A 13,712-nucleotide genomic window follows, 5' to 3' on the forward strand; every position below is an offset into this window, starting at 1 on the left:
CCAAGCTACCAAAGCCCCCCGACACCGCAGGGCTAGCCGCTGTCGGGGGACCGGCGTAAGGTCGGACGCACCATGACCGAACAGCAACCCTATGAGCTGGTTAAGCGCTACCCCCACTTCGAGCTGCGCCGCTATCCCGCGTACGTGGTGGCCGAAATCCGCGTCAACGCGACGTTCGACCGCGCCGGGAACGCAGCCTTCCGGCACCTGTTCAATTACATCAGCGGCAGCAACACCGGCGGGCAAAAGTTGGCGATGACCGCCCCGGTCCTCCAAGGCACCCAGACACCCTCCGGCGGAACCCCGGACGGCCGGCGAACCGATGGCCCGCAGAAGCTGGCCATGACCGCTCCCGTGCTGCAAAGCGGCCCGCTGCCAGGAACCGCCGGGCCGGCCGACTTTAGAGTCGCCTTCGTGCTCCCGGCGGGGATCACGGCCGCGTCGGCGCCCGCCCCGACCAACCCCGACGTCGTGATCCGGGGCGTGCCCGGCTCTCTCGCCGCCGCGGTCCGTTTCTCGGGCAGCGGCACGGGAGCGGCCTTTGCACGGCGCAACAACGGACTTCAGGCGGCGCTGACCCTTGCCGGGCTTACCGCTGTGGGACCGCCGCGGTTTGCCCGCTTCGATCCGCCGTTCAAGCCATGGTTCCTGCGGCGCAACGAGGTGGTGCAGGATGTCCAGGAACCGGGGGCAGCCCCGGGAACGCCTGGCACCGGTTCAGCGTGAGCCGGGCTGAGCCAGCCGTGGGGCAAAATAGGTAGGTGAGCCAACACCCGCAACACCCCGCCGTGACCTCCCCGATCGAGACCAAGATCGCCGCCGAACTTGGCGTGAAATCCTGGCAGGTGAAGGCCGCAGTGGACCTGCTCGACGCCGGCTCCACCGTGCCGTTCATCGCCCGCTACCGCAAGGAAGCGACCGGGACGCTGGACGACACCCAATTGCGTACCCTCGAGGAGCGCCTGCGCTACCTCCGCGAACTCGAGGACCGGCGCCGGGCGGTGCTGGAGGCGATCACCGCCCAAGGTGCGCTCACCCCGGAACTGCAGGCCGCCGTCGTCGGCGCGGACACCAAGTCCCGGCTCGAAGACATCTACCTGCCGTTCAAGTCGAAGCGGCGTACCAAGGCCCAGATCGCCCGGGAAGCGGGGCTTGAGCCGTTGGCCGAGACCCTGCTGAAGCACCCGGACCGGGACCCCGAACGCGAGGCAGCCCGTTACCTGAACGCCGGGCACGCCATCACTGACGCCGCCGCGGCGCTCGCCGGTGCCCGGGCCATCCTGGTGGAGCGCGTCGCGCAGGACGCCGACCTGGCGGCCACGCTGCGGGACCGGCTGTGGACGCAGGGCCGGATGGTGTCCCGCGTCAAGAAGGGCAAGGAAGCCGAAGGGCAGAAGTTCAAGGACTATTTCGACTTCTCCCAGTCGCCGGCGGGGATGCCCTCACACCGGGTCCTGGCCCTGCTGCGTGGTGAAAAGGACGGTGTCCTGGAGCTGGATCTCAGCGAAGCGGATCCGGACGACGACGCCGCCCTGGCCGCCGCCCGCGGGCGCTACGAGGCCGCCGTGGCCCGGTTCCTCGGGGTCGCCGACCGCGGCCGGCCCGCCGACGCCTGGCTCCTGCAGACCGCCCAGCTGGCGTGGCGCTCGCGGGTGCTCGGCCGCCTCAGCGCGGACCTCCGCAGCCGGATGTTCGCCGCCGCCGAGGACGAGGCCGTCCGGGTGTTCGCCGCCAACCTGCGCGACGTGCTGCTGGCCGCGCCGGCCGGCAACCGAGCCACCCTGGGCCTGGATCCCGGACTCCGCACCGGTGTGAAAGTCGCCGTCGTGGACGGCACCGGCAAGGTGGTCGCCACCGATACGGTGTATCCGCACGCCCCGGCCCGGGAATGGGACGATGCGCTGCGCACGCTGACCGCCCTGGCCAGGAAGCACGGCGTTGAACTTGTGGCGATCGGCAACGGCACCGCGTCCCGGGAGACGGACAAGCTCGCGGCCGAGCTGATCAAACAGCTCGGCGAAACGAGCGGACAGACGGCGCAGAAAGTCGTCGTCTCCGAGGCCGGCGCCTCCGTCTACTCGGCGTCCGCGCTGGCCGCCGCCGAGCTGCCCGGCATGGACGTCTCGCTGCGCGGCGCGGTCTCGATCGCCCGCCGCCTGCAGGATCCGCTCGCGGAGCTGGTGAAGATCGAGCCGAAGTCGATCGGCGTCGGGCAGTACCAGCACGACGTGACGGCGGCCAAGCTGGACCGGAGCCTCGACGCAGTCGTCGAAGACTGCGTCAACGCCGTGGGAGTGGACGTCAACACGGCGTCGCCGGCGCTGTTGAGCCGGGTGGCCGGCGTCGGGCCGCTGCTGAGCGAGAACATTGTGGCGTACCGGAACGAGCACGGCCCCTTCAACAAGCGCAGCGAGCTGAAGAAGGTGGCGCGGCTGGGAGCCAAGGCCTTCGAGCAATGCGCCGGGTTCCTCCGGATTACCGGGGGAGCGGAACCGCTGGACGCTTCCAGCGTGCACCCCGAGGCGTACCCGGTGGCGCGGAAAATCAGGGCCGCCGCCGCCGTCGCCTCCGGTGCGGCCGTCGGTGCGGGTGCCGGGGCCGCCGGGGCCCTCGGTGCCGCGGCCGGTGCGGGTGCCGCGGCCGCCGGGGCCCGCGGTGCCGGCGCCGGCGGAAACCTGTCCGCGCTGGACCCGCGGGACTTCGTCGACGGAACCTTCGGACTGCCCACGGTCCAGGACATCATCGCCGAACTGGAAAAGCCGGGACGGGATCCGCGACCCGCCTTTGCCGCAGCCGCCTTCCGCGAGGGGATCGAGAAGATTTCCGACCTGCGGCCCGGCATGGTGCTCGAAGGAACCGTCACGAATGTGGCGGCCTTCGGCGCGTTCGTGGACGTCGGGGTGCACCAGGACGGGCTGGTGCACGTTTCCGCGCTGGCCAACCGGTTCGTCTCGGATCCCCGGGAGGTGGTCAAGTCCGGACAGGTCGTCCGTGTCAAGGTGCTGGAGGCGGACCCGGAACGCAAGCGGATCTCGCTGACCCTACGGCTCGACGACGATCCGGCGGCCAGCGGAGAACGCCCCGGCCGGGCCGAGCGCCCGGAACGCCCCGGCCGGGCCGAGCGTCCGGAACGCCCGGCGGTTCCGGGGGCGGCGGCGCGCAGAGGCGAACGCAAGGGCGCGCCGAAGTCTGGGCCCAAGACCGGCACCCACGCTGGCCCAGGGCCGGCGCCGGGGCCGGCGCCGGGGCCGGCGCCCACGGACACGGCGATGGCCGACGCGCTGCGGCGGGCGGGCCTCGGAAAGTAGCCAAAACCGTTTATCGCGGGAATCCTACCGCTCAGCGCAAGCCCTGGTACGTTTGCTGATGATCGGGATGATGATGGCCGAGGGCAACGTTTTGCACAAGGTGCCGTTGGCCTCTGGACTTGCAGACACTGACGTCGCGAACAACGGGAGCAACGATGGGCTGGCTGGACCGCGAACGAACGATAGCCCCGCCGGGGTTCAACCGGTGGCTGGTTCCGCCGGCGGCGCTTGCCGTCCACCTGTGCATCGGCCAGGCGTACGCCACCAGCGTCTACAAGACAGCCCTGGTCCGGCATTTCGGTGCCAGCCTGACCGAAGTTGGCGTGATCTTCTCGATCGCGATCGTGATGCTGGGGCTGTCGGCCGCGATCATGGGCACCTGGGTGGACCGGAACGGCCCGCGGATGGCGATGTTCACCTCGGCCATCTTCTGGGCCAGCGGCTTCCTGATCGGTGCGCTGGGCATCTTCACGCACCAGCTCTGGCTCGTCTACCTCGGCTATGGCGTCGTCGGCGGCATTGGCCTCGGCATCGGCTACATCTCGCCGGTGTCCACCCTGATCAAATGGTTCCCGGACCGGCCGGGCCTCGCCACGGGGATGGCGATCATGGGCTTTGGCGGCGGCGCCCTGATCGCCAGCCCGGTCTCCACCGCGCTGTTGAAGGTGTACGACCCGAACTCCGGCGCCAAGGGCTGGGTGGCCAGCGGTGATTCGGTCGGGAAGCTCTTCCTGACCCTCGCCGTCATCTACCTCGCGTACATGCTCTTCGGCGCCTTCACCATCAGGGTTCCCGCCGAGGGATGGCGCCCCGCAGGGTTCGACCCCGCGAAGGTCAAGGCCGCCAAACTGGTCACCACCGAGAACGTCTCCGCCAAGAACGCGGTCAAGACCCGGCAATTCTGGCTGGTGTGGATCGCGCTGTTCTGCAACGTCACCGCGGGCATCGGCATCCTGGAACAGGCGGCGCCGATGATCCAGGACTTCTTCCGCAAGTCCGACGGCGCCTCGCTGGTCAGCGCGGGCGTCGCCGCCGGGTTTGTCGGGCTGCTCTCGATCGGCAACATGGCCGGCCGCTTCGCTTGGTCAGCGACCTCCGATGTCACCGGCCGTAAGCGCATCTATATGGTTTACCTCGGCGTCGGCGCGGTGCTCTACATCGTGCTGGCATTCGCCGGGTCCACCACCACCATCCTCTACGTGGCCCTGGCGTTCCTGATCATTTCCTTCTACGGCGGCGGGTTCGCCACGGTGCCGGCGTACCTGCGGGACCTGTTTGGCACGTTCCAGGTCGGCGCGATCCACGGCCGGCTGCTGACCGCCTGGTCCGCCGCCGGCGTCGCAGGCCCGCTGATCGTCAACGGCATCCTGGACGCCCAGGGCAAGCCCGGACAATTGAATGCTGCGTCCTATCAGCCCGCACTGCTGACCATGGTGGCGCTGCTGATTATCGGGTTCGTGGCCAACCTGCTGGTCAAACCCGTTGACGCGCGATTCCACGAACCCAGCCCGGACCGCGAGCGGCCCGCCCAACCTGCCCATGGAGACCGCAAATGAGCACCGTGCACACCCCCGGCGCGCAACCGTCCGGAACGTCGTCCGCCGGCAGGCTGGCCATCGCCTGGGCCCTGGTCGGAGTTCCGCTGGCCTACGGGGTTTATGAGACCCTGACGCGCGTGGCGGCGCTGTTCGGCTGACTCGGTGGTCTTTTCCCTGCCCTCGCCGTTTACTACCCGTCCCACCCTGCAAGGCACGTTCGGCATGAGCGCGTCCACGCACTGGCTCGCCACCGCCGCTGCCCAGGCGGTGCTGGAAGGGGGTGGAAATGCGTTCGACGCCGTGACCGCCGGCGCGTTCGTGCTGCACGTCGTGGAGCCGCACCTTAACGGGCCGGGCGGTGACATGACCGGCGTCTTCGTGACTGCCGAGGACCCCGGCCGGCCCGTGGTGCTGATGGGCCAGGGGCCGGCGCCGGCGGGCGCCACCGTGGAGCACTTCCGGGCCGAAGGCCTGGACCTGGTTCCTGGTTCGGGGGCGCTGGCGGCCGCGGTCCCGGCCGCCGTCGACGCCTGGCTCCTGCTGTTGCGCGACCACGGCAGCTGGGAACTGGAGGCGGTGCTCGACTTTGCGCTGGGCTATGCGCGCGACGGTCACCCCCTGCTGGGCCGGGTCAGTGCCACGATCGCCGCGGTCGCGGAGCTGTTCGAGACGCACTGGCCCAGTTCCGCGCAGCTGTGGATGCCCGGCGGCAGGATCCCGGCCGAAGGCGAGCTGGTGCGCAACCCTGCCTATGCCCGGACCTTGGCCCGGCTCATCGACGCCGGCCGTGCGGGCGGTTCCCGGGAGGCGCGGATCGACTCGGCCCGGCGCGAGTGGCGTGAAGGCTTCGTCGCCGAGGCCATGGCCGCGTCGGTGCAGATCCCGCACCGGCACTCCTCCGGGACCGACCACCGGGGCGTGCTGTCGCTTGCGGACCTGGCCGGTTTCGAGTCGGGGTATGAACCTGCCGCCACGGTGGAGTTCCGCGGTCATGTCATCGCCAAAACCGGACCCTGGGGGCAAGGACCGGCACTGCTGCAGACCCTGGCGATTCTGTCCGGCTTCGAGGACCGCTGCCTCGACCCGTCCACCGAGCTGGGGGCGCACACCATTTTGGAGGCCCAGAAGCTGGCGCTCGCAGACCGCGAGGCCTACTACGGCGACACCGACGTGCCATTGGACTACCTGCTCTCGGAGGCATACTGCGCCAGCCGCCGGGCCCTGATTACCGGCCGCGCCTCGCACGACTTCCGGCCAGGCTCCGTGCCGGGCCGAGACCCCTTCCTGCCGCCGCTGCGGACCGAGGACAGCAGGCTTGGGTCGGCCGACAAAGGCCCGCGGGCGGGCGCGGCGGCCGCCGGCGTCGGGGAGCCAACAGTGGCACGGAGTGGGGAAACCCGCGGAGACACCTGCCATATCGACGTGGTGGACCGGTGGGGGAACATGGTCTCCGCCACCCCGTCCGGTGGCTGGCTACAGTCATCGCCGGCGATCCCGGAGCTCGGTTTCTGCCTTGGCACCCGGCTGCAAATGACCTGGCTGGAACCGGGGACACCATCGACGCTGACGCCGGGAAAGCGGCCCCGCACCACCCTGACACCCACACTCGTGCTCCGGGACGGGCAGGCGGTTACCGCGCTCGGTTCGCCCGGCGGCGACCAGCAGGACCAGTGGCAGTTGCCCTATCTGCTCCGGACAATCGTGGGCGGCTACTCGCCGCAGCAGGCCATCGACGCGCCCACGTTTCATACGACGTCGGTGCCCGGCTCGTTCTGGCCGCGGACTTGGGAACCCGGCGGCGCAGTAGTAGAGGACCGGCTCGGCGAAGACGTCATTGCCGGACTGGAGCGCCGCGGTCACGTTGTCACCCGGGCCGGCGATTGGGCCTTGGGGCGTCTCTCGGCCGTGGTCCGGGACCCTGCGACCGGAGTTTTACAGGCGGCAGCCAACCCCCGGGGCGCGCAGGGTTACGCGGCCGGACGCTAACTCATCGCCTCTGCAACTAGTTATCTCTGCGGTGCCGGGGCCGCCGGTTCCGGGCCTTAGGCTGTCGGTGCGCTACCCACCCCGGAGATGTAGGACGCCTGGCGCCGCGCGCGAGGAAGTACGTTCCGGCCGTCGCCAGCACCGGAGTGGCGAGGAAGACGATCAGTCCGGAAGTCCCGCTGGCCGCACCGCCGACTACCGTGTATCCCGTCAGCCCGATCCACCAGAAAAGTAGGGCGATGAAGCCACCCATGAGTGCCGCGTAACGCCGCACACGGGGGTGGCTGCTTGGCAAGGTTTCGGCGAATCCCTGGTACGGCATGATCGGCCTCCGTTGGCTGGTTCCGATGGCTGGTTCCGATGTCGTCCGTAGGAGCTATGACAGCACGGATCGGCTGTTTTGGGGAGGCCTTGGCTGACTTTGTCGGCAAAGGCGTCGCGCGAGGATTAGGTCCGTCGCTGCGGGGTTCAGGGTCTGAAGTAGTGGTTTCGTTGGGGGTGTTGGTTGGGGTCGAGGTGGGGTGGTGGGATGAACCAGGGGATGCCGGCGCGGGACCGGATGGTCCAGTGTTCTTTGTGGATCAGGTGGTGGTGGTGGGAGCAGAGCAGGACTCCGTTGTCGGCGGACGTGGGTCCGCCGCGGGACCAGTAGGTGATGTGGTGGGCTTCGCACCAGGGGGCGGGGATGGTGCAGCCGGGGAAGGCGCAGCCTTGGTCGCGGGCGGTGATGGCTTTGCGGAGGTGGGGTGGGAAGAGGCGGCTGGTGCGGCCGATGTCGAGGATCCGGCTGTCGGTGCCGAGCAGGACGGGGATGATGTCGGCGTCGCAGGCGATTTTGCGGATGGTGGCGGCGGTGATGGGTCCGGTGAAGGCCAGGGTTCCGGTGCCGGTGGAGCCGGGTCCGGGCCCGGTCCCGCGGTCGCGGTCACCGGTTGCGCCCGTTGTGCTGGTGCTGTGGTCGCGGTCGAGGCGGTCCAGGAGGTCGCGGTAGTCGATGGTGACCATGATCTGGGGCCGGAGGCCGCCGGTGGCGGGCAGTCCGCCGGAGGCCAGGGCGGCTTTGCAGGCACCGATCAGGCCGTCGAGGAGCCGCTGCGGCCGTGACCGCCAGTCCAGGGACCCGGCGACCGCGCCGACGGAGTCGTTCCCGCTGCCGCTGCTTCCGGCCGCCCCGCCCGACGCCCCACCCGACGCCCCGTCCGGTGACACCGTGCCGGCCCCGCCCGCTGCCCCACCCCCTGCCGCACCTGCGGCCCCGTCCGGGGCCGGGGTGGTGCGCGGGTTGGTGGCGGTGTTCATCACGGTCAGGAGGTGTTCGAATTGTTCGGTGGTGGCGAAGATTTCCAGGTGCTGGAGTCCGTGCCGGGGGCGGCGGAGGAATGCGCCCTGGCGTTGGCGGAGGGCCTCTTCGGCGGGTTCGGCGCCGTCCTGGTCGATGGCGTCGGTCCAGCGCCGGGCGATCCGGGCCAGGAAGTCGGGGTCGTGTTCGATGGCGGTGCGGGTCAGGGTGTGTTCCATCCGGGCACGGGTGTCCGGGTCGCAGAGCGGCCGGACGCGGTCCAGGGCCAGGGTGATGATGGTCGCGGACCGGGACGGGACGGTCCCGGCGGCGAGGGCCGCGGCGAGTTCCTCATGGGCTGGCGGCAGCGGTTCACCGGTGAACCCGGTGCGTGGCAGCACGGCCCGGGTCAGGGACAGGCGGCGGTGGGCCTCGGCGGCGGTGATCTGCAACCGGTCCCGCAGGAACTCCCCGGTCTTGCGGTAGCCGTCCCCGGCGGCCGGCAGCGCGTCCGGGGCTTCCTTCCGGGACCGGTCCACGGCTGCGGCCGCGACGACCTGCAGGTATTCCACGGCCCGGGAGATCTCCTCGACCCGGCCAGCGAACACGGCCGCGTCCGCGAAACCCAGCAACGCCGTCTCCGCGACCGCCGACGCCGACACCTCCCGCAACAACCCCAGCACGTCCTCCAGCGCCGGAACCTCACCCGGCCCACCGGCGGCACGAACCCCCGCCAGCGCCGGAACCCGGCCCGCATCACCGCCCGGCCCACCAGCCGGACGAACGATGAGAGCTGCACCGATTCCCATACCCTCAGTCTCCCAAGGGGGTGTGACATTCTTAGTCCCGCGCCATACCGGGCGGTTGCCAACGATCGTTGCAACAGAATCAATTTGAAGGTCCCGGTATCCCGGTGTGACCCACCGCCGACATCGCAACCGTAGCTATAACGGGTCCGAACCCGAGCGGTCGAAGCTAGACCATCTGTTGCTCAGGGGTGGTTAATTGTAGAGAGCGCTAATGGTGCGGGCTGATCCGTCCATCGTGAGGTGTCCGCCGTAGGGCAGAATCCATTGTGGACGGGTATGGCCGAAAGGGACCCCGACGCAGATGACGGCCTCGGGGTTGTACCGGGCGACCTCCTCGATCACGGCGTCTCGCTGGGCGACCCGCAGCCGGGAGCGTTCAGCGGGTTCCGGTCGGTATTCAAAATTGCTTGTTGGTGCCCTGGCGACGAGAACCCCGTGGACAGCGTTGAGGATGCCTCGCTCCCCGAGCGAGCGGATCCACCGTTTTACCCAATCGGCAGGTGGGATCAGCTCACTGGTTTCCAGCAGCAGGATGGAGCCGTGGAGATCATCGACCGGCGGCATTCGATCCGCCATCGCGAGCTGGTCGATGACCTCGAGGCAACCGCCCCAGGTGTGCCCCGACACTCGCCGTTTCGGCCCGGCCCATGCCCAGGGTTCGGTAGGCTCCCGTTCTCCGTATTCGACGAGGGCCTTGGGGTCTCGCCAGTCGTGGCCGAAGTCCTCGGATTCGCCTGGCTCTGTGATGGTGAGTTCACCTCCGGTTATTAGGGCGGCTTTTAAAGATGCGAGGTGGACTTCGTCAATGCCGGGACCGGGACCGAGATGAACCTGGGTGGAACCACCGTAGAAGCCGGCGATCCCGTGTGACCAGAGCCAGTTCAGCATGTTTGTGTTGTCGCTGTAACCGAGAAAAATCTTGGGGTCGGCGCGGGCTAGTTCGGCGTCCAGATGAGGGATGACAGTGATCTGGTCGTCGCCGCCGATGGTGGCAAGGATTGCCCGGATGCTTGGGTCACCGAATGCCGCGTTGAGATCAGCGGCACGGTCTTCAGCGGTGGCGCCGAGCTGACGTGTTGTCGGAAACTCCACGGGCACAAGACCCGTCGCCTCGGCAAACCGGTCCATGGCCTGCTCGTGAATTCCAGGCGCGAAACCGGGAGCAGCGAATGACGGTGACAGAATCGCCACCCGTTCGCCCTTGCGAAGTTTCGGTGCAGGCACGGTGGATCCCCAATTCTCCATCCCGCCATTGAAACACGGGGGCATCGTCGTCAGCTTCAGCCCTTGGCGGGACACATGCAGGCGACAGGGCCACTACAGTACCGTGGAGCAATGACGATCCACTTCGATGTGCGTCCCGCTGAGCCCGCAGACGCTCCACGCATGGCGAGAGTTCACGTGGACACCTGGCGCGAAACTTACCGAGGATTGATGAGCGACGCCACCCTGGACGATCCAGCGCTCGTGAGCTGGCGCGAACGATTCTGGCACTCAGCTCTGACGGATCTTAAGTACAGCGAAAACACCACCGCCGTCGCTACGCACGATGGCACTCTGATCGGTATCGCAATGTCAGGCCCATCCCTTGACGACGTTGACGAGGCACAGCAGCTGTACCTCCTCTACGCCTACGCCGCGTTCCATGGCTCGGGAGTAGGTTCGGCGCTCCTCAATGCAGTCATTGACTCCAACGCGCCTGCCGTGCTCTGGGTCGCCGACCCTAATCCACGCGCGCAATCCTTCTACCGAAAAAACGGATTCGTCACCGACGGGGCGGTGAAAACCGAAGGCGAGGTGCGTGAAGTTCGAATGGTTCGAGCGATCTAAGCAACAGTCCAGCTGTCCACCGTTGGGGTCAACTCGGGTGATCCACGGCTGGAATTAGGAGCCATCCGGTTAGCTTGGAGTGCCCTTGTTTCATGAGCTGAACAAGTGGGCAAAGAATCGGCGGCAAAAGTATCGTTGGATTGAGCCGGGGTGTATCAGTTTGCCGACCGCCGGCGACGCACACCAGCAGTTCGTACCGCGCCAGAGGTGGAGACTAATGCCCGGAGGATGGACGACGCCGATGCGGCGGTCCCCCCATGAGCGACGGCGGCGGTCCCCGCATGAGCGACGGCGGCGGTCCCCCCAATGAGCAACCCCAGTAACAACCCCCGTAACAACCCCAGCGGCAACCAGGCCCTGGCCCGCAGGCTCGGTACGTTCGACGCGTCCGTGATCGGCCTCGGCTCGATGATCGGGGCGGGAGTCTTCGCGGCCTTCACCCCGGCGGCCGCCGCTGCTGGGTCGGGGCTGCTGGTCGGGCTTGCCATCGCCGCCGTGGTGGCCTTCTGTAACGCCACGTCCTCCGCCCAACTCGCCGCCGCGTACCCGACGTCCGGGGGGACGTACGTGTACGGCCGCGAGCGCCTCGGGCCTTGGCCAGGGTTTCTGGCCGGCTGGGGATTCGTCATCGGCAAGACCGCCAGCGCCGCCGCCATGGCCATGACGTTCGCCGCCTACGCAGCGCCGCCGGGGTGGGAACGACCGGTGGCGATCGCCGCCGTCGTCGTTTTGGCAACGGTTAATTATCATGGGGTGACCCGAACGGCAGGCCTCACCCGCGTCCTGGTCGTCGTTGTCCTGGCGGCCTTGGCGGTAGCCGTGGTGGCCTGTTGGGGTGGCGGCGACCCGGAACCGGCCAGGCTCTTCGGGGAGGGGCTGCTGGCGTCTGGCTGGTATGGGATCCTGCAGTCGGCAGGGCTGTTGTTCTTTGCCTTCGCCGGCTACGCCAGGGTCGCGACCATGGGGGAGGAAGTCCGCGATCCGCGGCGCACGATTCCCCGCGCGATCGTTATCGCCTTGGCGATCACGGTGCTGGTCTACGCCGCGATCGCCGTCACCGTGCTGGCCCGTTTGGGGCCCGACGGCGTTGCGGCCGAATCCGCGCCCCTCGCCGCCGCAGTCCAGGGTGGAAGCATGCCGCGGGCCGTTCCGGTGGTCCGCGCAGGGGCGGCGGTGGCATCCCTGGGTGCCCTGCTGGCCCTGATCGCGGGCCTCGGCCGGACCACGCTGGCCATGGCGCGTGAGCACGACCTGCCGCACTGGCTCTCCGCGGTGCACCCGCGCTATAAAGTTCCACACCGCGCGGAGGCGGTGCTGGCCGTGGTGATCTGCGCGGTTGTCGCCGTCGCCGACCTGCGCGGCGCCATCGGGTTCTCCTCGTTCGGCGTGCTGGTCTACTACCTGATCGCCAACCTGTCCGCCTTCACCCAGCCTGGGACAGACCGCCGGTACCCCAAAGCGGTGCAAATCCTGGGCGCCGTGGCCTGCGTGGTCCTGGTCGGGACCCTGCCGCCGCCGTCAGTGCTGCTGGGCGTCCTCATGTTCGCGGCCGGGATCCTGCTGCGGCTGCTCCGGCTCCGTCGGGCACGCCGCACGCGCCGCGGAGCGTGAACGGCCGACGGCGCCGTCCCACCGCCCGTCCCGCCCGCACCGCCCGCCCATCCCGCCCGCACCGCCCGTCCCGCCGTCCCGCCCCGCCGAAACCGGCGTCAGAGAACCCTCGGCCGGCCGAACTGCGTGCGGACCCCGGGCGAGTACAACACCGATTCCGGCGGCCCGGAGACCGTAATGCCCGCCGCGGCGATCAGCTGGTCCTCGAGCACGCGCACGCGCGCGTGGAACAGCGGCCAGGGCCGGTGGGCGTTGGGGATATACAGGGTCCGGCCGCGAAAGCGGCTGTGTAAACCGAACCGGGCCGTGAGGTGCACGGACAGCGGATCGTCGGCGTCGACGTCGGGCAACGGGGCAACCGCGACCTCGGTCTGCGCTCCGCCGCGGAACCGACGGACAGAGTATCCGAGCGCCGGCGCCGCCGCCGCAGCCAGCTCCAGTGCGTCCGGCGGCCCCGGCGGACCCGGCGGCCCCGGCGGCCGCGGCGGACCGGCAGTGACGGCCGCCTCGAAGCGGGCGCTGGACCACACGTAGGGGATTCCGGCCGCGCGGGCCGCGAGCACCACCGCAAGGCGGGAGGCGTCCAGGCTTAGGAAGACAACACCCCGCGTGCCGTCCGGTTCCCGGGAGTAGAGCCGGACGTTGATTTCAGTGAAGCTGCCAAAATACGGAATGCCTGGTCCCCGGCCCAGCCCGGCGCCCTGCATCCGGAAGCCGATCAGCCCCACCCAGGCAGCCCCGTCGAACTCGTCCGGGGCGACGCCCGGCGGCATGAAGGCCGCGGCCTCCGCCTCGGGGATGCGCCAGTGCAGGAAGATGGCGTCGGTCCAGCTCTGACCCATGATGACCGGGTGGGGCAGGTCCGGCGCCGCCGGCCAGGAATCGGTGGTCATGGTGCCTCAGCTTGGTGTCGCGGCCGGTTCGGCTCCGGCCGGCTGTCTCTGCCAAGGCCAGCGTCCGGTGATTTCCAGCTCGAGGGAGAAGCTCAGGAACGTCCGGATCAGCACGATGACGGCCAGGACGCCGACGCTTTCGAAGGTTGGCGTCACCGCGACGGTGCGGATGATGTCGGCCGCCACGAGGAGTTCGAGGCCCAGCAGGATGGACCGGCCCAGGAGCTGCCGGTAGGAGCGATAGACGGACAGCCGTTCCGCGCCAGCCGGCAGCCGTCGCGGTTGGTACCCCCGCAGGGCCATGGGGACGGACGCCAAGGCACCGACGACCATCACGCTCACCCCGGCAAAATCCAAGAACCGGCCGATCGTTTCAATGATGTGTTGAAAATCCATGCTGCCCTCAGGTCCGATGGGATGGGAGTGGAATCCAGTTTGCCGGGGCCCCGGAACGCCTT

The 13,712-nt window shown here is 69.1% G+C and carries 11 protein-coding genes; 7 read left to right on the forward strand and 4 right to left on the reverse strand.

Translation table 11 applies throughout. The annotated features are described in order from the left end of the window. Positions 1 to 72 precede the first annotated feature (72 nt). The 5 genes from AC3ANP_RS09430 to AC3ANP_RS09450 all read left to right on the forward strand — a co-directional run bounded on the left by AC3ANP_RS09430 (position 73) and on the right by AC3ANP_RS09450 (position 6,832). Positions 73 to 726 carry an SOUL family heme-binding protein gene (locus AC3ANP_RS09430; RefSeq protein ID WP_488329932.1) on the forward strand — a complete coding sequence of 218 codons (654 nt, stop codon included), beginning with the start codon at positions 73 to 75 and terminating at the stop codon, positions 724 to 726. 35 nt (positions 727 to 761) lie between these two features. After that, positions 762 to 3,308, forward strand: coding sequence for a Tex family protein (locus tag AC3ANP_RS09435; RefSeq protein ID WP_488329933.1), 2,547 nt, complete (start codon positions 762 to 764; stop codon positions 3,306 to 3,308). Between the two features lie 155 nt (positions 3,309 to 3,463). After that, a complete protein-coding gene (locus tag AC3ANP_RS09440; protein ID WP_488333012.1) occupies positions 3,464 to 4,864 on the forward strand; it encodes an OFA family MFS transporter in 1,401 nt (466 codons plus the stop codon). Next, positions 4,861 to 5,004: an MFS transporter small subunit gene (locus AC3ANP_RS09445; protein WP_488329934.1), complete on the forward strand. Its 144-nt coding sequence runs from the start codon at positions 4,861 to 4,863 to the stop codon at positions 5,002 to 5,004. The genes AC3ANP_RS09440 and AC3ANP_RS09445 overlap by 4 nt, the downstream gene beginning before the upstream one ends. Before the next feature lie 64 nt (positions 5,005 to 5,068). Further along, positions 5,069 to 6,832, forward strand: a complete 1,764-nt coding sequence (locus tag AC3ANP_RS09450; protein ID WP_488329935.1) for a gamma-glutamyltransferase family protein — start codon at positions 5,069 to 5,071, stop codon at positions 6,830 to 6,832. A 468-nt stretch (positions 6,833 to 7,300) separates the two neighbouring features. On the opposite strand, the gene AC3ANP_RS09455 is transcribed toward AC3ANP_RS09450, so the two are convergent. Both AC3ANP_RS09455 and AC3ANP_RS09460 read right to left on the reverse strand, forming a co-directional pair. Further along, positions 7,301 to 8,920, reverse strand: a complete 1,620-nt coding sequence (locus tag AC3ANP_RS09455) for an HNH endonuclease signature motif containing protein (protein ID WP_488329936.1) — start codon at positions 8,918 to 8,920, stop codon at positions 7,301 to 7,303. A gap of 192 nt (positions 8,921 to 9,112) precedes the next feature. Continuing rightward, a complete protein-coding gene (locus AC3ANP_RS09460) occupies positions 9,113 to 10,165 on the reverse strand; it encodes a S66 family peptidase (protein WP_488329937.1) in 1,053 nt (350 codons plus the stop codon). A gap of 90 nt (positions 10,166 to 10,255) precedes the next feature. Here AC3ANP_RS09460 and AC3ANP_RS09465 point away from each other — a divergent pair, with 90 nt between their 5' ends. Both AC3ANP_RS09465 and AC3ANP_RS09470 read left to right on the forward strand, forming a co-directional pair. Beyond that, positions 10,256 to 10,750, forward strand: coding sequence for a GNAT family N-acetyltransferase (locus AC3ANP_RS09465; RefSeq protein ID WP_488329938.1), 495 nt, complete (start codon positions 10,256 to 10,258; stop codon positions 10,748 to 10,750). A gap of 306 nt (positions 10,751 to 11,056) precedes the next feature. Further along, positions 11,057 to 12,361 (forward strand): APC family permease, encoded by a 1,305-nt coding sequence (locus AC3ANP_RS09470; RefSeq protein WP_488329939.1) that lies wholly within the window; start codon positions 11,057 to 11,059, stop codon positions 12,359 to 12,361. Between the two features lie 98 nt (positions 12,362 to 12,459). Here AC3ANP_RS09470 and AC3ANP_RS09475 read toward each other — a convergent pair whose 3' ends face one another. After that, a complete protein-coding gene (locus AC3ANP_RS09475; protein WP_488329940.1) occupies positions 12,460 to 13,254 on the reverse strand; it encodes a YqjF family protein in 795 nt (264 codons plus the stop codon). Positions 13,255 to 13,260: 6 nt separating this feature from the next. Next, positions 13,261 to 13,650, reverse strand: coding sequence for a DUF1622 domain-containing protein (locus tag AC3ANP_RS09480; RefSeq protein WP_488329941.1), 390 nt, complete (start codon positions 13,648 to 13,650; stop codon positions 13,261 to 13,263). Between the last annotated feature and the right edge of the window lie 62 nt (positions 13,651 to 13,712).

It is taken from the genome of Arthrobacter sp. JB02-1C (assembly GCF_057748045.1).

Excerpts from the sequence above, each read along its gene's own strand:
- AC3ANP_RS09430 (WP_488329932.1), top strand. The coding sequence starts at position 73 with ATGACCGAACAGCAACCCTATGAGCTGGTTAAGCGCTACCCCCACTTC.
- AC3ANP_RS09440 (WP_488333012.1), top strand. The coding sequence starts at position 3,464 with ATGGGCTGGCTGGACCGCGAACGAACGATAGCCCCGCCGGGGTTCAAC.
- AC3ANP_RS09445 (WP_488329934.1), top strand. The coding sequence starts at position 4,861 with ATGAGCACCGTGCACACCCCCGGCGCGCAACCGTCCGGAACGTCGTCC.
- AC3ANP_RS09450 (WP_488329935.1), top strand. The coding sequence starts at position 5,069 with ATGAGCGCGTCCACGCACTGGCTCGCCACCGCCGCTGCCCAGGCGGTG.
- AC3ANP_RS09455 (WP_488329936.1), bottom strand. The coding sequence starts at position 8,920 with ATGGGAATCGGTGCAGCTCTCATCGTTCGTCCGGCTGGTGGGCCGGGC.
- AC3ANP_RS09460 (WP_488329937.1), bottom strand. The coding sequence starts at position 10,165 with ATGGAGAATTGGGGATCCACCGTGCCTGCACCGAAACTTCGCAAGGGC.
- AC3ANP_RS09465 (WP_488329938.1), top strand. The coding sequence starts at position 10,256 with ATGACGATCCACTTCGATGTGCGTCCCGCTGAGCCCGCAGACGCTCCA.
- AC3ANP_RS09470 (WP_488329939.1), top strand. The coding sequence starts at position 11,057 with ATGAGCAACCCCAGTAACAACCCCCGTAACAACCCCAGCGGCAACCAG.
- AC3ANP_RS09475 (WP_488329940.1), bottom strand. The coding sequence starts at position 13,254 with ATGACCACCGATTCCTGGCCGGCGGCGCCGGACCTGCCCCACCCGGTC.
- AC3ANP_RS09480 (WP_488329941.1), bottom strand. The coding sequence starts at position 13,650 with ATGGATTTTCAACACATCATTGAAACGATCGGCCGGTTCTTGGATTTT.